19 protein-coding genes are annotated in these 15914 nt (G+C 67.6%); 11 read left to right on the forward strand and 8 right to left on the reverse strand.

Annotated elements, in window-relative coordinates; all coding sequences use genetic code 11:
- Window positions 1-5: 5 nt before the first annotated feature.
- A complete protein-coding gene (locus tag ASE83_RS18975) occupies window positions 6-1394 on the reverse strand; it encodes a sugar transferase (RefSeq protein ID WP_235513257.1) in 1389 nt (462 codons plus the stop codon).
- A 56-nt stretch (window positions 1395-1450) separates the two neighbouring features.
- Window positions 1451-1705, reverse strand: a complete 255-nt coding sequence (locus ASE83_RS18635) for a hypothetical protein (protein WP_156353193.1) — start codon at window positions 1703-1705, stop codon at window positions 1451-1453.
- Between the two features lie 134 nt (window positions 1706-1839).
- Here ASE83_RS18635 and ASE83_RS14270 point away from each other — a divergent pair, with 134 nt between their 5' ends.
- Entirely contained in the window at window positions 1840-2820 is a 981-nt protein-coding gene (locus ASE83_RS14270; protein WP_055791521.1) for an SDR family NAD(P)-dependent oxidoreductase, read from the forward strand.
- A gap of 207 nt (window positions 2821-3027) precedes the next feature.
- Here ASE83_RS14270 and dapE read toward each other — a convergent pair whose 3' ends face one another.
- Window positions 3028-4149 (reverse strand): succinyl-diaminopimelate desuccinylase, encoded by a 1122-nt coding sequence (dapE, locus tag ASE83_RS14275; protein ID WP_055791524.1) that lies wholly within the window; start codon window positions 4147-4149, stop codon window positions 3028-3030.
- 112 nt (window positions 4150-4261) lie between these two features.
- On the opposite strand from dapE, the gene ASE83_RS14280 reads away from it, so the two are divergent.
- On the forward strand, window positions 4262-5236 hold the full coding sequence (locus tag ASE83_RS14280; RefSeq protein WP_055791527.1) for an esterase-like activity of phytase family protein: 975 nt from the start codon (window positions 4262-4264) through the stop codon (window positions 5234-5236).
- A gap of 282 nt (window positions 5237-5518) precedes the next feature.
- Here ASE83_RS14280 and rpmB read toward each other — a convergent pair whose 3' ends face one another.
- Window positions 5519-5818 (reverse strand): 50S ribosomal protein L28, encoded by a 300-nt coding sequence (gene rpmB, locus ASE83_RS14285; protein ID WP_055791529.1) that lies wholly within the window; start codon window positions 5816-5818, stop codon window positions 5519-5521.
- A gap of 165 nt (window positions 5819-5983) precedes the next feature.
- Between rpmB and ASE83_RS14290 the strand changes: the two genes are divergently transcribed.
- From ASE83_RS14290 to map, 4 genes are read left to right on the forward strand one after another with little or no spacing between them, the layout of a single operon-like run.
- A complete protein-coding gene (locus ASE83_RS14290) occupies window positions 5984-6214 on the forward strand; it encodes a hypothetical protein (RefSeq protein ID WP_055791532.1) in 231 nt (76 codons plus the stop codon).
- Between the two features lie 57 nt (window positions 6215-6271).
- Entirely contained in the window at window positions 6272-6706 is a 435-nt protein-coding gene (locus ASE83_RS14295) for a nucleoside deaminase (protein WP_055791870.1), read from the forward strand.
- A 48-nt stretch (window positions 6707-6754) separates the two neighbouring features.
- Entirely contained in the window at window positions 6755-6961 is a 207-nt protein-coding gene (locus ASE83_RS14300) for a ParD-like family protein (RefSeq protein ID WP_055791535.1), read from the forward strand.
- Between the two features lies 1 nt (window position 6962).
- A complete protein-coding gene (map, locus tag ASE83_RS14305; RefSeq protein WP_055791538.1) occupies window positions 6963-7736 on the forward strand; it encodes a type I methionyl aminopeptidase in 774 nt (257 codons plus the stop codon).
- A 122-nt stretch (window positions 7737-7858) separates the two neighbouring features.
- On the opposite strand, the gene ASE83_RS14310 is transcribed toward map, so the two are convergent.
- Window positions 7859-8536, reverse strand: a complete 678-nt coding sequence (locus ASE83_RS14310) for an OmpA family protein (RefSeq protein ID WP_055791540.1) — start codon at window positions 8534-8536, stop codon at window positions 7859-7861.
- Window positions 8537-8712: 176 nt separating this feature from the next.
- On the opposite strand from ASE83_RS14310, the gene ASE83_RS14315 reads away from it, so the two are divergent.
- Complete coding sequence (locus tag ASE83_RS14315; RefSeq protein WP_055791542.1) at window positions 8713-10017, forward strand: hemolysin family protein; 1305 nt, start codon at window positions 8713-8715, stop codon at window positions 10015-10017.
- A 112-nt stretch (window positions 10018-10129) separates the two neighbouring features.
- On the opposite strand, the gene ASE83_RS14320 is transcribed toward ASE83_RS14315, so the two are convergent.
- The 3 genes from ASE83_RS14320 to purD form a co-directional block, all read right to left on the reverse strand.
- On the reverse strand, window positions 10130-10957 hold the full coding sequence (locus tag ASE83_RS14320) for an alpha/beta hydrolase family protein (protein WP_055791546.1): 828 nt from the start codon (window positions 10955-10957) through the stop codon (window positions 10130-10132).
- A gap of 94 nt (window positions 10958-11051) precedes the next feature.
- The gene (locus ASE83_RS14325; protein ID WP_055791550.1) at window positions 11052-11678 is read right to left on the reverse strand and encodes a helix-hairpin-helix domain-containing protein; all 627 of its coding nucleotides are present in this window, start codon (window positions 11676-11678) and stop codon (window positions 11052-11054) included.
- 2 nt (window positions 11679-11680) lie between these two features.
- Window positions 11681-12955 carry a phosphoribosylamine--glycine ligase gene (purD, locus tag ASE83_RS14330; protein ID WP_055791555.1) on the reverse strand — a complete coding sequence of 425 codons (1275 nt, stop codon included), beginning with the start codon at window positions 12953-12955 and terminating at the stop codon, window positions 11681-11683.
- Here purD and xseA point away from each other — a divergent pair.
- The 4 genes from xseA to ASE83_RS14350 are packed head-to-tail and all read left to right on the forward strand — an operon-like array spanning window position 12954 to window position 15913.
- Entirely contained in the window at window positions 12954-14327 is a 1374-nt protein-coding gene (gene xseA, locus ASE83_RS14335; protein WP_055791559.1) for an exodeoxyribonuclease VII large subunit, read from the forward strand. The genes purD and xseA overlap by 2 nt on opposite strands.
- A gap of 13 nt (window positions 14328-14340) precedes the next feature.
- Window positions 14341-14538: a DUF2093 domain-containing protein gene (locus ASE83_RS14340; protein ID WP_055791562.1), complete on the forward strand. Its 198-nt coding sequence runs from the start codon at window positions 14341-14343 to the stop codon at window positions 14536-14538.
- Window positions 14535-15326, forward strand: a complete 792-nt coding sequence (locus tag ASE83_RS14345) for a M23 family metallopeptidase (RefSeq protein ID WP_055791565.1) — start codon at window positions 14535-14537, stop codon at window positions 15324-15326. Before ASE83_RS14340 ends, ASE83_RS14345 begins: the two co-directional genes overlap by 4 nt.
- A 56-nt stretch (window positions 15327-15382) precedes the next feature.
- Window positions 15383-15913 carry a superoxide dismutase family protein gene (locus ASE83_RS14350; protein ID WP_055791566.1) on the forward strand — a complete coding sequence of 177 codons (531 nt, stop codon included), beginning with the start codon at window positions 15383-15385 and terminating at the stop codon, window positions 15911-15913.
- Window position 15914 lies beyond the last annotated feature (1 nt).

The raw sequence follows: 15914 nt of genomic DNA on the forward strand, positions 1-15914 counted from the left end.
GCGGGTCAGAAGGTGTTGCGGTGGACCAGCACCCGGACGGTCATGAACAGGATCGCGGCGTCACGCCAGAACGACCATTTGGAGATATATTCGAGGTCGGCCTGCAACCGATGGGTCAGGTCGGTTGTCTCGGCGGTTGCGCCGCGGAAGCCGCGGACCTGCGCCAGGCCGGTGATGCCGGGCTTCAACGAATGGCGATGCCAATAGCGTTCGTCGATGTCCCAGAACAGCTTGTCCCCGGCGAGCGACCCCAGCGCATGGGGGCGCGGACCGACGATGCTCATGTCGCCCAGCAGCACGTTGAAGAGCTGCGGCAGTTCGTCGATGCTGGTCCGCCGAATGAAATAGCCGACGCGGGTGATGCGGTCGTCGTCGCGGCTGGCCGATACCTTGCCGTCGGGATCGCTTTGTTCGACCCGCATCGAGCGGAATTTCAGGATGTAGAAGAATTCGTTGCCCTGACCGACGCGCCGCTGGCGGAACAGGACCGGCCCCTTGCTGTCCATCTTGATTGCGATGGCGATTAGGATGATCGCCGGCAGCAGCGCGATAAGCGCGGGCGCGCAGATGGCGAGGTCGAACAGTCGCTTGGCCAGCGCCTTGCGCAGCGGCAGCGGCCCCACCGCCACGGTCAGCGCGGGCAGGTCGCCGACATGCGACACGCCGAACGCGCCATAGGATTCGAGGTCGTTGACGACGATCTCGCCACGAACGTTCACGCCCTTCAGCATCATCGCCCAGTTATTGCGATCCTCGGGCTGGCACGCGATCGCGACCCGTTCGCACCCGCGGATCAGCAGGCCGAACGCGTTGAGCATCGCGGGATCGCGCAGGTCGGGGCGCAGGCCGCGCGCCCGCGCGTCGAACACCTGAAAACCCTGGGGCGGGGTGACGTGCATCCCGTCGACGACCAGCAACTGCGTCAGCAGCCGGTCGCGCAGATGGGTCGCGGTATAGACGACCACGATCTGCCGCAGGATGGCGAGCAGGCCGACGCCCGTCACCATCGCGACCAGCAGCAGTCCGCGTGGCAGCGTCTGGTCCAGCCGCAGAAAGTACGACATGACGAACAGCGTGCCATAGGTGAACAGCAACGACCGCACGGCCGGGCCGGTATCGATCATCAGCGTCCGCGACGGCTTGAACGAAAACGCCCCGCCATTGAAGGCGATGGCGACATAGACGGCGGAGGCGACGAAGAAGGCACCGATAAGAGCCGGATCGAAACGATACCAGATTCCCGGCATGGCGAAGCCGACCGCGATCGAAAACAGGTCGAGAACGAGCAACACGCCGAACACCTGCAACCGCAGCGCGCGCGGTGCAGTCCAGAAACCTTGCTGCACCGCGGTATCATCTGGCGAAACGATCATGTCGGTCGGCGTAGAGTTCACCGGATTCGCACCCCTTGGACGGTTTTGACCATGCACCGGTCCGTTGACCGAAGCCGTTATGCAAAAGCGACTAAATAGAAAGCCTCAATTGGACCCTTGCCGTAAACGTCCGGTGAATGGAAGCATTCCAGAGCCAAGCCGTAACCGGATTTACCCGAACAAAGCGCGTCAGTCATCTTCCATCCTGACGATTCGTCCCGCGCATGGCCCGTTCCATAAAAACAGGGCTTGTCATTTTTATGGAAACGGGGTGTGGCAGTTCTCATGTTGCCCTGCCGCAAAATCACGCTGCCGCGCACGAACGTAGCCATAATGGCTCCGGAATGGGTGTCGTGGCCTTCGGCATGGGCCGTGTCGGCGTTGCGTCACAGGCGCCTTTGTTCGATTCCGGCGTGGCGTTCTCAAGGTCGCCGGCTGTTCCTACACCGTATTGGGGTGCTGATTCATGACTAACCCTGTCCTCGTTACCGGTGCCGCCGGGTTCATCGGCCACGCCACCGCCCACCGCCTGCTGGAGCGGGGCGAGACGGTGATCGGCGTCGATATCGTCAATGATTATTACGACCCGTCGCTGAAGGAAGCGCGCCTGTCGACCTTCAACGGACGGCGCGAATTCAGCTTCCACCGCGCCGACATCGCCGATACCGAGGCGATGGCGAAGCTGGTGCGCGATAATGGCGTGACCCGCGTCGTACACCTCGCCGCGCAGGCGGGGGTACGCTACAGCATCGACAATCCGATGGCCTATGAACGGTCGAACCTGGCCGGGCATCTGTCGATCATGGAGGCGTGCCGCCACGCGCCGGGCTTCGAACATCTCGTCTATGCCTCGTCCAGCTCGGTCTATGGCGACAAGCCGATGGGCGGGCAGGGATTCAGCGAGGACGAACCGTCGGTCGATCCCGTCTCGCTCTATGCCGCGACCAAGCGCGCGTGCGAACTGATGAGCCAGTCCTATGCGAAGCTGTACGGCTTTCCGCAGACGGGCCTGCGCTTCTTCACCGTCTATGGCCCGTGGGGCCGGCCGGACATGGCCTATTTCTCGTTCACCAACCGCATCATGGCGGGGCAGTCGATCGAGGTGTACGGCGAAGGCAAGATGGCGCGCGACTTCACCTATATCGACGACATCGTGACCGGCATCCTCGGCGCGCTTGACCATCCGCCGGAACAGGGCGGGCACCGCGTATTGAACATCGGCGACAGCCACCCGGTCGGACTGATGGAAATGATCTCGACGCTGGAAAGCGCCATCGGGCGCGAGGCGGTGAAGATCATGAAGCCGATGCAGCCCGGCGACGTCACCGCGACCTATGCCGATGTGTCGAAGCTGCGCGACCTGACCGGCTATCAGCCCAAGGTGATGCTGGCCGAAGGATTGCAACGGTTCGCCGACTGGTACCGGGACTATTACCGGGTCGGTTGAGCCGGATCAGCACCCGACGGGACGACGGGAACGCCGCTTCGACCGAGGTCGGGGCGGCGTTTCGCGTTTCGACCGATACCCATGACCGGTATCGCACCAAGCGTCATCCCAGCGCAGGCTGGGATCTTCCGCTGATAGCGCGCAGCAGGAGCCGCGGGAGGCCCCAGCCTGCGCTGGGGCGACGGTCCTGGTCCTGCAAGCCGACGCTTAGCGCAGCGCCCCGCGCGCAATATCGGCGTAGATCGCGGTCAGCAGGCGCAGGTCGTCGATCGCGACCGCTTCGTCGACCTTGTGCATCGTCGCGTTGAGCAGGCCGAATTCGACCGTGGGTGCGAGGCGCGACAGGAACCGCGCGTCCGAGGTGCCGCCGGTCGTCGACAGCTCCGGCGCGCGCCCGGTGTGGCGGCGGATCGCATCGGCGATCAGCGTGGAGAAATCGCCCGGCGGCGTCAGGAACGCTTCGCCCGACACGCGTCCGGTCACGACCGCCTCGGGCGCATGGGCGTGGACGATGGCGCGCACCCGTTCGATCAGGGCGTCGCCCCGGTGCAGGTCGTTGAAGCGGATCGACAGCCGCGCCTGCGCGTGGCCTGGGATGACGTTGGTCGCCGGATTACCGACGGTGATGTCGGTGACCTCGATATTCGACGGCTGGAACCAGTCATTGCCCGCGTCCAGCACCACCGCCTCGACCGCCGCCAGCGCGGCGACCAGCTTCGGGATCGGATTGTCGGCGAGGTGCGGATAGGCGACATGCCCCTGTCGTCCGGGCACGTCGATCCAGATATTGACCGACCCGCGCCGCCCGATCTTTATCATGTCGCCCAGCAGCGTCTGCGACGTCGGTTCGCCGACCAGGATCAGGTCGGGGGCAAGGCCGCGCTCCGCCATCCGGTCGATCAGCGCGCGGGTGCCGAAGATCGCCGGCCCTTCCTCGTCACCGGTCAGGATCAGGCTGATCGTACCGCAATCGGCGGGCAGGGTCGCTGCGGCGGCGATGAACGCGGCGATTGCGCCCTTCATGTCCACCGCGCCGCGGCCGTGGATCAGCCCGTCCCGCTCGGCGGCCTCGAACGGCCCGCTGGTCCAGCCCGGCCCGGGCGGCACGACGTCAAGATGCCCGGCAAAGGCGAAATGCCGCCCGCTTGTTCCCCGCACCGCCAGCAGATTTTCAACCGGCCCGTCCGGCGCCTCGCCCGCCACGAATCGTTCGACGTGGAAGCCCAGCGGCGCCAGCATCGCCTCCGCCACGTCGAATACGCTACCTAGCGCGGGTGTCACGCTGTCGCACGCCAGCAGGGCCTTGGTCAGGGCGACGACATCGGACATCGGACGGCTTTCGCAACAGGGAACGGGGACCGCCGCATCGCCCAGTCATGCGACGGATGCAATGGGCCGGCGACATTGCCGTGGCGGCGGCACCCCCGTAGAGCCGATCGCGATGCGTATCCTGTTCGTGATCCTCGCGGTTCTGCTGATGGTGCCCGGCTGGTCGGGCGCGGAGCGGCTGCCGCTGCTGCGGCCGGGGGGGGCGGTGGTCACTACGACGCCGGTCGATCTTTTTCCGGGCGATCCGGCCCGGCGACGGCTGGGCGCGCTGACCTATCTTGGCGGCGTCGAGTTGCGCAATCCCGATCCGGTGTTCGGCGGCTTTTCATCGATGCGCGTGGACGGCAGGCGCTTCACCCTGCTGTCCGATGGCGGCGGCATCGTCCGCTTCGCCATGGGACCCGACTGGCAGGTGCACGATGCGACCACGCGCGAATTGCCGGGCGGCCCCGGCACCGGCTGGGAAAAGCGCGACCGCGACAGCGAATCGATGGCGGTGCTGCCCGGCGGCGACGTGCTGGTAGGGTTCGAACGCGCCAATGCGCTGTGGCGCTACGATCACGACCTGCGCCGCGTGATCGGCTGGCGCGCGCCGCGCGCGATGCGCAAATGGTCGGCGAACAGCGGGCCGGAGGCGGTGGCGACGATGCCCGACGGCAGCGTGGTCGTGTTCAGCGAAGCGAATGCGAAGCGCGGGCTGAAGGGGTTTGCGGCGATTCGCCTGAACGGCGATCCGATCGACCCGGCGGTGCCGTGGCATCGCTTCCGCTATGTCGCGCCGCCCCAGTTCGCGGTGACCGATGCGGTCGCATTGTCCGATGGCCGGGTGCTGGTGCTGGTCCGCCGGTTCGGGCTGCCGCAGTTGTTTACCGCGCGGCTGCAACTGATCGATGCCGGTGCGATCCGGCCGGGCGCGATCGTCACCGGCCGCACCATCGCCGCGTTCGAGGGCGATGTGATCCACGACAATTTCGAAGCGCTGGCCCTGACCCGCGAAGGCGGTCGCGACGTGCTGTGGATCGCGTCCGACGACAACCAGGCCTTCTGGCAACGCTCGCTGCTGCTGAAGTTCCGGCTGGAGTTGTAGGGGCGGCGACGTTCCCCTCGATCGGCACTTCACAGCCAAACAGCGTCACCCCAGCGCAGGCTGGGGTCTGTCGGTTGCAGCACGCAGCACCCGCCACGGAAAGACCCCAGCCTGCGCTGGGGTGACAGTCGTGGCTACGAAGGGGTGTCGACCACCAACTTCCTGCACCGGACAATCCTGCCCCACCCGTCACGGGTTCGATGACCCCATCCACCATGCACACGAAAACCCCGGACGGCGGGCGGGCCGTCCGGGGTTTCGAATCCTTCGTCGCGAAGAGGCTTACGCTGCGGCGGCTGCCGCGACGGCCTTCTTCTTCACGTCGCGCTTCAGGCGGCGGGCGCGCAGCGACAGGTCGTCGTCGCTGGTCTTCAGCAGCCAGTTGTCGAGGCCGCCGACATGCTCGACCGAACGCAGGCCGTGGGTCGACACGCGCAGGCGGATCGAGCGCTCCAGCGCTTCCGACATCAGCGTGACGTTCTGCAGGTTCGGCAGGAACGTGCGCTTGGTCTTATTGTTGGCGTGGGAAACATTGTGACCCACCTGCCGGCCCTTGCCGGTCAGCTCGCAGATGCGCGACATGATCGTTGATCCTGATTCTGTGTCGGGACACATGCCCCGGAAAGACGGCGCGGATAGCGTCGAACGGCGTCCGCGTCAACCGCAAGGGTGGCCGTGCAACCTGCGCCGCCACGGCTGCGTTGTTACGGCAACGATTCGGATGATGACAAGATCGGGAGACGGTGGATGCGCGGATTTCTTGGGCTGCTGGGCGTGGTCGTTCTGATCGTCGCCGGGCTGATGGCGTTCAATTTCATCAATATCGACCAGACGCAGCGCGCTGCCCTGCCGCAGGTAAAGGTCGAGGGCGGGCAGGCGCCCAAGTTCGACGTCGAGGTCGGCAAGGTGGAGGTCGGCACCGTCAACAGATCGGTCGAGGTGCCGGCGATCAAGGTCGAACGCCCCGCCGGGCAGTGAAGGCTGGCTGCGGCGGCACGGCGCTGGCATGGGATGGGCATGTTCGATGCCGCCCCGATGCGCCACGCGCTTGCCGCCGCCCGTGCCGCCGCCGATTCGGGCGAGGTGCCGGTGGGCGCGGTCGTGGTGCGCGCCGGACGGGTGATCGCGACCGCCGCCAATGCGCCGCGCGCGCTGGCCGATCCGACTGCCCATGCCGAAATCCTTGCGATTCGTGCGGCGGCGAAGGCGCTGGGCCGCGACCGGTTGGAGGATTGCGACCTGTGGGTGACGCTGGAACCGTGCGCGATGTGCGCCGGTGCCATCGCCCATGCCCGCATCGCGCGGCTCTATTATGGAGCGTCCGATCCGAAGGGCGGGGCGGTCGAACATGGTCCACGCTTCTTTACCCAGCCGACCTGCCACCATCGCCCTGATATTTATCCCGGCATCGCCGAAGCCGAATCGGCGACCCTGCTGCGCGGCTTCTTCGCCAGCCGGCGCGATGTTTGACGGCACGATATACGAATCATATATGGTTTGTATATAGAAGGAAACGTCATGGGTATCGTGAAGATCGACGATGCATTGCACGAGGAAGTGCGCCGGGCGAGCGGGGTGCTGTGCCGCTCGATCAATGCACAGGCCGAATTCTGGATGACGATCGGCATGATCGCGGAGGCCAATCCCGACCTGTCGTTCAACGACATCATCCGCACCCGGCTGGCCGCTGCACAGGTCCGCGCGGTCGATGCGATCGCTGCCTGACATGGTAAAATCGCCTGCCGAACTGGACCTGATGCGCGAATCGGGCCGGCTGCTCGCCTCGGTGTTCGAAATGCTCGATCGCCAGGCGCTGGCCGGCATGTCGACCCTGGCGATCAACGATCTGGTCGAACGCTTCATCGTCGACGATTGCGCGGCGCGCCCGGCGAGCAAGGGACAATATGGCTTCGCCTATGTCCTCAACAGCTCGATCAACGACGTCGTGTGCCACGGCGTGCCCGATGCGGCGGCGATCGTGCAGGGCGGGGACATCGTGAACCTCGACATCACGCTGGAAAAGAACAGCTTCATCGCCGATTCGTCCAAGACCTACATGGTCGGTACGGTCACGCCGCAGGCGCGGCGGCTGGTACAGGCGGCGCAAGGCGCGATGTGGGCTGGCATCGGACAGGTCCGCCCCGGCGCGCGGCTGGGCGACATAGGTGCGGCGATCGAGCGTCATGCGAAGAAACAGGGCTATTCGGTCGTGCGCGAATATTGCGGCCACGGCATCGGTCGCGAGATGCACGAGGAACCCTCGGTCCTCAATTTCGGTCGGCCCGGCACCGGCGCGGTGCTGCACGAGGGGATGACCTTCACCATCGAACCCATGGTCAACCAGGGATCGCGCAAGGTGGTTAGCGGTGGCGACGAATGGACCGTCGTCACCGCCGACGGCAAGCTGTCGGCCCAGTTCGAACATACCGTGGCGGTCACCGCGACCGGTGTGGAAGTGCTGACGCTGCGCAGCGACGAGGCGCCGCCGCGCGGGCGGTGATTTGTCCCGTAGCGCTGGAGCGCTCCGTATCCCCGCGAAGGCGGGGATCCAGGGCCACAGGCGTCATGCTCCGTAACCCTGGACCCCCGCCTGCGCGGGGGTACGCTGGTGGGTGATGGGCCTTACCGCAACTGGTCCTGCTCGATCGGCACGATCTTGATCTCGACGCGGCGGTTTTCGGCGCGGCCTTCCTCGGTTTCGTTCGATGCGATCGGCTGGGTCTCGCCGAAACCGCGCGTGCCGATGCGTGCCGACTGCACCCCGCGCGAGGACAGATAGGTCGCGACCGATCCGGCGCGCCGCTCCGACAGCGTCTGGTTATACGCGTCCGATCCGGTCGAATCGGTGTGGCCGTACACGTCGATGTAGGTCTGGTTATAGTCGCGCAGCACGTCGGCGACCTGATCCAGCGTCGAGCGGAACTGCGGCTGCACATTGGCGCTGTCATAGGCGAAGGTGATGCCGGCCGGCATGTTCAGCACGAGATCGTCGCCGCGCCGCGTCACTTCGACATCGGTGCCGGCGGTGCGCGCGCGCAGGTCGCGTTCCTGCTTGTCCATATACGCGCCGATCCCTGCGCCAGCGAGGCCGCCGATGCCGGCACCCAGGATCTTCTCGGTCCGGTCGCGCCGGCCACCGACCAGATCGCCCAGCAGATAGCCGCCGACCGCGCCGCCGATGCCGCCGATCGCCGCACGCGAGATGCTGCGCTCGCCGGTTTCGGGATCGGTCACGCACCCGCCGGTCAGCAGCGCCGCCGACAGCGCACCCGCGATCCAGAATTTCGAGCCATTCGCCATGTGAAGTCCTCCAACGTATCCGATTGCATGTCTTGCCCGGAAAAACCGGGCAACGGGCCACTTGTTCCGCATCCGTTTTGAACGGTGCCTGACCGACCCGGCGCAGGAATCGACCGATGGCAGACGACTCGCCGGTTGTGCGCGGGGCGGCATTGCGGCATGGGTGGGCCAGTTCAATGGAACCTCTCTCACCCTTCCCCTGGTTCGACGTCGTCATCATCCTCGCGCTGGTGGCGTTGAACGGCGTGTTCGCCATGTCCGAACTCGCCATCGTCTCAGCGCGCAAGGCACGGCTGGAAGGGCTGGCGAAAGCGGGGGGCAAGGGCGCGCAGACCGCGATGCGGCTGGCCGAGGATCCCGGCAAGTTCCTGTCGACCGTCCAGATCGGCATCACCCTGATCGGCATTCTGTCGGGCGCCTATTCGGGGTCGAGCCTGGGCGGGCCGGTCGGCGAACGGATGGTGCTGCTGGGCCTGCCCGAATCGCTGGCGGCCAATGTCGGCTTCGGCGTGGTTATCGGCGTCACGACCTTCGCCAGTCTGGTGATCGGCGAGCTGGTGCCCAAGCAGTTCGCGCTGCGCAGTCCGGAGCCGATCGCGGTGCTGGTCGCGGTGCCGATGCTGTGGCTGTCGCGGATCACCGCGCCGTTCGTGTGGTTGCTCGACACCACCTCCAGCCTGATCTTCAAACTGCTGCGGATGAACCGCGAATCCGAAAACCGGGTGACGGCGGAGGAGCTGCACCTGCTGGTCGCCGAAGCCAGCAAGTCGGGCGTGATCGAGGAGCATGAGCGCTCGATCATCTCCGGCGTCGTTCGCTTGGCCGACCGTCCGGTGCGCGAGGTGATGACGCCGCGGACCGAGGTCGAATGGCTCGACGTCACGCTCGACGAAGCCGGCATCCGCGCGGCGATGGCGACTACGCCGCACACTCGCCTGCCGGTCGCCGAAGGATCGGTCGACGCGGTGATCGGCGTCGTGCAGGCGCGCGACATCGTGGCGGCGATGTGCCGGGGCGAGCCGCTGGACCTGCGCACACTGCTCCACGAAGCGCCGGTGCTGCCGGATCAGGTCGACGCCATGGACGCGTTGCAAGCGATCCGTCGCGCCGCCGTTCCGGTCGGCCTCGTCCATGACGAATATGGCCATTTCGAAGGGATCGTGACCCCCGCCGACCTGCTGCGCGCGATCGCCGGCGACTTCGCATCGGATGCTGAGGAAGGCGATTCGCCGCACATCATCCGTCGCGAGGACGGGTCGCTGCTGGTGTCGGGCCAGACCCCGGCCGACCAGCTTGCCGAACGCATCGGCATCGACCTGCCCGAGGACCGCGACTATGCGACCGTCGCCGGCCTGGCGCTCGCCATTTTGAAGCATCTGCCGACCGAGGGCGAGTATTTCACCGAACAGCGTTGGCGCTTCGAGATCGTCGACATGGACGGCCGCAAGATCGACAAGCTGCTGGTGCAGGCGGTCGATTAGGGTCTGATCCACCTCGTTTGACGCAGGTGTCATCCCAGCCTTCGCTGGGGCGACGTTTCCAGGCAGATGGGTCAGAGTCTAAGGGCCGATCGGCCGGTGAGCCACGCCGGAATCACCGGCGCAGCCACGTCGCCTGCGGCGTGTCGGCCGCCTTTGCCAGCTTTTTGCGCGCGGCGGTGTCGCCCAGGCCATAGGCCTTGAGGAACAGCACGCTTTGCGCGATCGCGTCTGCATGGCCGGGGGCGTCGGCTTTGCCGATCAGCTCATGGCTGCCGCCGCGATAGGACAGCGCGAACTTGTCGCCCGCCGGTGCGCTCTGCACCGGGAAGAGGTGGTCGTGCCAATCGCTGACAAAGCCCGGCACGACATCCGCATCGCCGGTCACGACCATCATCGGCAACGCATCGGTGGCATAGGCGCCGTCGCCGATCAGGCCGGGAATCTTGCCCGGCGACGAAAATCCCAGCACCGCCTTCACCGCCGGTTCGCGGAACGGCGCGATCTGGGCCAGTCCGCCGCCCAGGCACAGCGCAATCAACGTGCCGAAACTGTGCCCCGCCGCGACCACCGGCTTGCCCGGCCATGTCCGCGCGGCATAGGCGATCGCGGCGCGCTGATCGGCGATGCGTTCCATGAAGCTCGCCTGCATCGTGAACTTCGCGCGGTCGGGATAGTGCATCGAATCGACATGCACCGGCGCCAGCACGGCGAACCCCGCGTCCCGCCATGCCGTCGCGACCGCGTCATAGCGCTCGGGCCACGACCCATGGCCGGTCGAGAACAGGACCACGCCGCGCACCTGCTTCGGCAGCCAGATGACCATCGTCGTGGATCGCGCGGGCGATACTACCAGCGGTACGCTGGGTCCCGGCTCGGCCCATGCCGGCGCGACCGATAGGGCGGCGGCGAGTGCGATCGACAGATGCCTGACGATGGTCATGATATGCTTCCCCCTGAGATTTCTACGACGCTAGTCAGGATGGGGGAAGGTTGCCAGCTGCGGATGCGTCCTGTCGGCGACTTTGCTGCCTGTCCTACAGTTTTCCGAACCTGGCCTCGAACCCGGCGATGTTGCCTGCCGCCAGAAATTGCGCCTGTTCGACCCAGCGGTCCTTCGTCATGCGTGGGGCGAACATGCCCAGTTGCCCGGCGACGGCGTCGGCGCGGTCGGGGTCGAGCTTTGCCAGCGTCGCGATGTCGGGAATGCCCTGTTCGACCAGCATCGCCGCCACCTTCGGCCCCAGCCCCTTCAGGCGGGTCAGGTCGGTGTCGCCCGAAACCGGTGCGACCGGCGTGGCGGGAGTTGCGACGACGACGGGGGCAGGGGCAGGTGTTGCGGCCGTTTCCAGGGCTTGTTCCGCCGGCGCGGCCGTCGTCACGGGCGCGGCGGGTTCCGCCGCCCGCTCGACCGGCGCGGACACGCTGGCCGCTTCCCCCTGCGACGACGCCATGTCCGCCTCGTCGACCGGCGCATCGCCGCGTGTCAGATGCCCGGCATCCTCCAGATCGCGGACGCCCTGACGCCGCGCCCGCGCCAGTTTCATGCCGTAGGCGATCCCGATGAGGGTCAGCACCGCCAGCACGGCGATGATGGCGAAATGAACCGTCGTCAGCGCGCCCAGGAAACCGGGCGATTGCAGGGGAGTGGTGCCGCTATCCATCGTTATCCATCCTTCATCGCCGCTTCGCGCGCGACTTCGCGCCAGCCGATGTCGCGGCGGCAGAAGCCCGGGAAGTCGAGCGCATCGACCGCGCGGTACGCCGCACCCTGCGCGGCGGTCACATCGGCTCCGCGCCCGGTCACGGCCAGCACGCGGCCACCGGCGGTCACAACGCCCGTCTCGCCAAATCGGGTTCCGGCATGAAACACGGTCGCGCCGGTCGCCTCCGCCGCGTCGATCCCGCCGATGGGACGCCCCGTCTCCGGCGTGCCCGGATAGCCGGGTGCGGCCATCACCACCGTCAGCGCGGTGTCGTCGCTGAACACCGGCGGTTCGACTTGCGCCAGCGTCCCCTGCGCCACCGCGAGCAGCACCGGCAGCAGATCGCTGTCCAGCCGCGCCATCAGCACCTGCGCCTCCGGATCGCCGAACCGCGCATTATATTCGATCAGCTTCGGCCCGCGTGTCGTCAGCATCAGCCCGGCATAGAGCACGCCCGAATAGGGCGTGCCGCGCGCCGCCATCGCCCGCACGGTCGGGGCGACGATCGTCTCGATCGCTTGGCGTTCCAGCGCGGGGGTCAGCACCGGGGCAGGGGAATAGGCACCCATGCCGCCGGTGTTCGGACCCGTATCGCCATCGCCGACCCGCTTGTGGTCCTGCGCCGATCCGAACGGCAGCAGCGACACGCCATCGGTCAGCACGAACAGGCTGGCCTCCTCGCCGGCCAGAAACTCCTCGATCACCGCCTCGCCGCCGGGCTGTTCGAAGATCGCGGCGAGCGCGCCCTCGGCCTCGGCGCGGTCCATCGCCACCGTCACGCCCTTGCCCGCGGCAAGGCCGTCCGCCTTGATGACGACCGGCAGTGAAAACGGCGACAGCGCGGCGACGCCTTCGTCCAGCGACGTCACCCGGACATAGCCGGCGGTCGGAATATCCGCCTCGCGACACAGGTCCTTGGTATAGCCCTTCGATCCTTCGAGCTGCGCGGCCGCCGCCGATGGCCCGAACGTCGCAATTCCGGCGGCCCGCAGGTCGTCGGCCAGCCCCGCTACCAGCGGCGCTTCCGGCCCGACCACCACCAGCTTCACGGTCCGTTCGACGCAGAAGCGCACCACCGCGGCGTGATCGGTCACGTCCAGCGGCACCAGCGTCGCGCAGTTCGCGATGCCGGGGTTGCCGGGCGCGGCATAAAGCGTATCGAGAAGCGGCGAGCGCGCCAACTTCCACGCCAGCGCATGTTCGCGCCCACCCGATCCGATCAACAGGACATTCATGGACGATCGTTTCCCCGATTTTATGTCGAGCCGGCTCGTAGCCGAGCCGCGCGCGAACGACAACGCCGCGCCGGAAAGCGTCAGCGAACTGGCCGGGCGGCTGAAGCGCATGGTCGAGGGGGAGTTCGGCCGCGTCCGCCTGCGCGGTGAAATCTCGGGCTACAAGCGCGCGTCGTCGGGCCATGTCTATCTGGCGCTGAAGGACGATGCCGCATTGATCGACGGGGTGATGTGGCGCGGATCGGCGGGGCGGCTGGCCTTCACCCCGCAGGACGGCGTCGAGGTGATCGCTACGGGTAAGCTCACCACCTATCCCGGCCGCTCGCGTTACCAGATCGTGATCGACCATCTGGAACTGGCGGGCGAGGGCGCGCTGATGGCGCTGCTCGAAAAGCTCAAGGGGAAGCTGGCGGGCGAGGGGCTGTTCGACGCGGGGAAGAAACGGCCGTTGCCGTATCTACCGCGCACCATCGGCATCGTGACCTCGCCCACCGGCGCGGTGATCCGCGACATCCTCCACCGGCTGGAGGATCGCTGCCCGACCCATGTGCTGGTGTGGCCGGTGAAGGTGCAGGGCGAGGGTGCGGCGGCGGAGATCGCGGCGGCGGTGCGGGGGTTCGGCGCGCTGCCGGAGGACGGGCCAGTGCGTCGTCCCGACCTCCTGATCGTCGCACGCGGCGGCGGGTCGATCGAGGATTTGTGGTGCTTCAACGAGGAAGTCGTGGTCCGCGCGGTCGCCGCCTCGCCGATCCCGGTCATCTCCGCCGTGGGCCACGAGACCGACACGACCCTGTGCGATCACGCCGCCGACCTGCGCGCACCCACCCCGACCGCCGCCGCCGAACTGGCCGTGCCGGTCCGCGCCGACCTTGCCCACACCATCGCCAGCCTGTCGCTGCGCACCCAGCGTTGCGTGCGGCGCTATCACGACCGGGGCCGGGAGCAGCTGGCGGCGCTGGTGCGCGTGATGCCGCGCCGCGACGCCCTGCTGGGACCGCAGCGGCAGCGGCTGGACGATGTCGCCGGCCGCCTGTCGCTGGCGCTCGAACGGCGCGTCGCCACGGCGCGGCGCAACCTCGACCGCCACGGCCATGCGCTCAGGCCCGCGATGCTGACCCAGCGGCTGGCGCAGGCTCGCGCCCGTTTCGACGGCACCGCACGGATGCTGGAACAGGTGAACCCGGACAATCTGCTGCAAAAAGGCTATGTCCGCGTTGTCGCGAAGACGAACGGCAAGACGGTCGCCACCGCCGCCGACGCCCGCGCGGCCGGCGCGCTGCAACTCCACTTCCGCGACGGCGTGCTGGATGCAAAGGTTGAGCGGGCCGGGGGCCGCGCCTATGTCGAACCGACCCAACCCACCCTGCTCTGACCCGGACACGACCATGCTGAAGCCCGAAAGCCGCCCCGCCAAGCTCCATTACCTTACCAACAATTTCCGGGTGCTGGCCGATGGCGATTTCGTGACCTGCGCAGTCACCGGCGCACGCATCCCGCTCGAGGAACTGCGCTACTGGAACGCCGCGCGGCAGGAAGCCTATGTCGATGCCGAAGCGTCGACCAAGGCGCTGGCGCCCCAGTGATCGCCGCCGCCGCCCTGATCGCGGCGGCGCCTGCGGCGATCCTGCTCGACGGTACACCGGGGCAGGGGGCGGCGCTGACCGGCAGCGTGGCACCGGGCGCGACGCTGCAATTGGACGGACAGCCGGTCGATGTCGCCGCCGACGGCCGGTTCCTGATCGCGTTCGACCGTGACGCCGGTCCGGCCGCCACGCTCATCGCGACGCTGCCCGATGGCCAACGGATCGTCCGCCCGCTCGCCATCGCCCCCCGCGCCTGGGCGATCGAGCGCCTGCCGACGCTCCCGCGCGTGTCGCAGCCCTCCGCCGAGTTCCAGCGCCGTCGCGCCCCCGAACTGGCGCAGATCAATGCCGCGCGCGCGGTATCGAGCGATGCGGAAGGTTGGCGGCAGCGCTTCGTCTGGCCGGTAAAGGGCCGCCTCTCCGGCCGGTTCGGATCGCAGCGCGTCTATGCCGGCGCACCCGGCGCTTATCATTCCGGCGTCGACGTAGCGCGGCCGACCGGCACGCCGGTAGCCGCGCCCGCCGATGGCGTCGTCATCCTCGCGGCGGCCGCGCCCTTCACGCTGGAGGGCAATCTGTTGATGATCGACCACGGCATGGGGTTGAACAGCGCGTTCCTGCATCTGTCGCGGATCGACGTGAAGCCGGGCGACCGGGTGCGGCAGGGGCAGGTGGTCGGCGCGATCGGCGCGACCGGACGCGCGACTGGCCCACACCTCCATTGGGGCATGAAATGGCACGATGCGCGGATCGACCCGCTGCTGCTCGCCGGGCCGATGACGCCCTGACGGAACCGCGCCGGGCCACGAAACATTCCGCATCTGTATCGAAGGGGAATTAGATCATGCTGCGTACCACCCTCCTCACCGCCATTGCCGCTACAACCCTCGCCGGCTGCGCCACCACCGGGGCCGGCATGGCCGGTGACAAGACGATGCGCACCGCCACCGCGCCGCTGCGCACCGCCACCGGGGCCGATGTCGGCACCGTCACCGCGACCGAAATGGCCGGCGGCATCCAGATCCGGATCGACGCGCGTGGTATGCCCGCCGGAATGCACGGGGCGCATGTCCACACCACCGGCCGTTGCGACGCGCCCGACTTCACCACGGCCGGCGGCCACTGGAATCCGACCGCCAAGCAGCACGGCACCAGCAACCCGGCCGGCCCGCACGCTGGTGATGCACCCAACCTGACCATCGGCGCCGACGGCACCGGGTCGGTCACGATCATGCTGCCCGCCGGGACGATGGACGGGCTGCTCGACGCCGACGGATCGGCGTTCGTGATCCACGCGCAGGCCGATGACTATAAGACCGACCCATCGGGCAATTCGGGCGGTCGCATCGCCTGCGGTGTGTTCGCCGCCGCCTGAT

This window comes from Sphingomonas sp. Leaf32 (genome assembly GCF_001421765.1).
GTDB lineage: Bacteria > Pseudomonadota > Alphaproteobacteria > Sphingomonadales > Sphingomonadaceae > Sphingomonas.

Excerpts from the sequence above, each read along its gene's own strand:
- ASE83_RS18635 (WP_156353193.1), bottom strand. The coding sequence starts at position 1,705 with ATGGCTACGTTCGTGCGCGGCAGCGTGATTTTGCGGCAGGGCAACATG.
- ASE83_RS14270 (WP_055791521.1), top strand. The coding sequence starts at position 1,840 with ATGACTAACCCTGTCCTCGTTACCGGTGCCGCCGGGTTCATCGGCCAC.
- dapE (WP_055791524.1), bottom strand. The coding sequence starts at position 4,149 with ATGTCCGATGTCGTCGCCCTGACCAAGGCCCTGCTGGCGTGCGACAGC.
- ASE83_RS14280 (WP_055791527.1), top strand. The coding sequence starts at position 4,262 with ATGCGTATCCTGTTCGTGATCCTCGCGGTTCTGCTGATGGTGCCCGGC.
- rpmB (WP_055791529.1), bottom strand. The coding sequence starts at position 5,818 with ATGTCGCGCATCTGCGAGCTGACCGGCAAGGGCCGGCAGGTGGGTCAC.
- ASE83_RS14290 (WP_055791532.1), top strand. The coding sequence starts at position 5,984 with ATGCGCGGATTTCTTGGGCTGCTGGGCGTGGTCGTTCTGATCGTCGCC.
- ASE83_RS14295 (WP_055791870.1), top strand. The coding sequence starts at position 6,272 with ATGCGCCACGCGCTTGCCGCCGCCCGTGCCGCCGCCGATTCGGGCGAG.
- ASE83_RS14300 (WP_055791535.1), top strand. The coding sequence starts at position 6,755 with ATGGGTATCGTGAAGATCGACGATGCATTGCACGAGGAAGTGCGCCGG.
- map (WP_055791538.1), top strand. The coding sequence starts at position 6,963 with ATGGTAAAATCGCCTGCCGAACTGGACCTGATGCGCGAATCGGGCCGG.
- ASE83_RS14310 (WP_055791540.1), bottom strand. The coding sequence starts at position 8,536 with ATGGCGAATGGCTCGAAATTCTGGATCGCGGGTGCGCTGTCGGCGGCG.
- ASE83_RS14315 (WP_055791542.1), top strand. The coding sequence starts at position 8,713 with ATGGAACCTCTCTCACCCTTCCCCTGGTTCGACGTCGTCATCATCCTC.
- ASE83_RS14320 (WP_055791546.1), bottom strand. The coding sequence starts at position 10,957 with ATGACCATCGTCAGGCATCTGTCGATCGCACTCGCCGCCGCCCTATCG.
- ASE83_RS14325 (WP_055791550.1), bottom strand. The coding sequence starts at position 11,678 with ATGGATAGCGGCACCACTCCCCTGCAATCGCCCGGTTTCCTGGGCGCG.
- xseA (WP_055791559.1), top strand. The coding sequence starts at position 12,954 with ATGGACGATCGTTTCCCCGATTTTATGTCGAGCCGGCTCGTAGCCGAG.
- purD (WP_055791555.1), bottom strand. The coding sequence starts at position 12,955 with ATGAATGTCCTGTTGATCGGATCGGGTGGGCGCGAACATGCGCTGGCG.
- ASE83_RS14340 (WP_055791562.1), top strand. The coding sequence starts at position 14,341 with ATGCTGAAGCCCGAAAGCCGCCCCGCCAAGCTCCATTACCTTACCAAC.
- ASE83_RS14350 (WP_055791566.1), top strand. The coding sequence starts at position 15,383 with ATGCTGCGTACCACCCTCCTCACCGCCATTGCCGCTACAACCCTCGCC.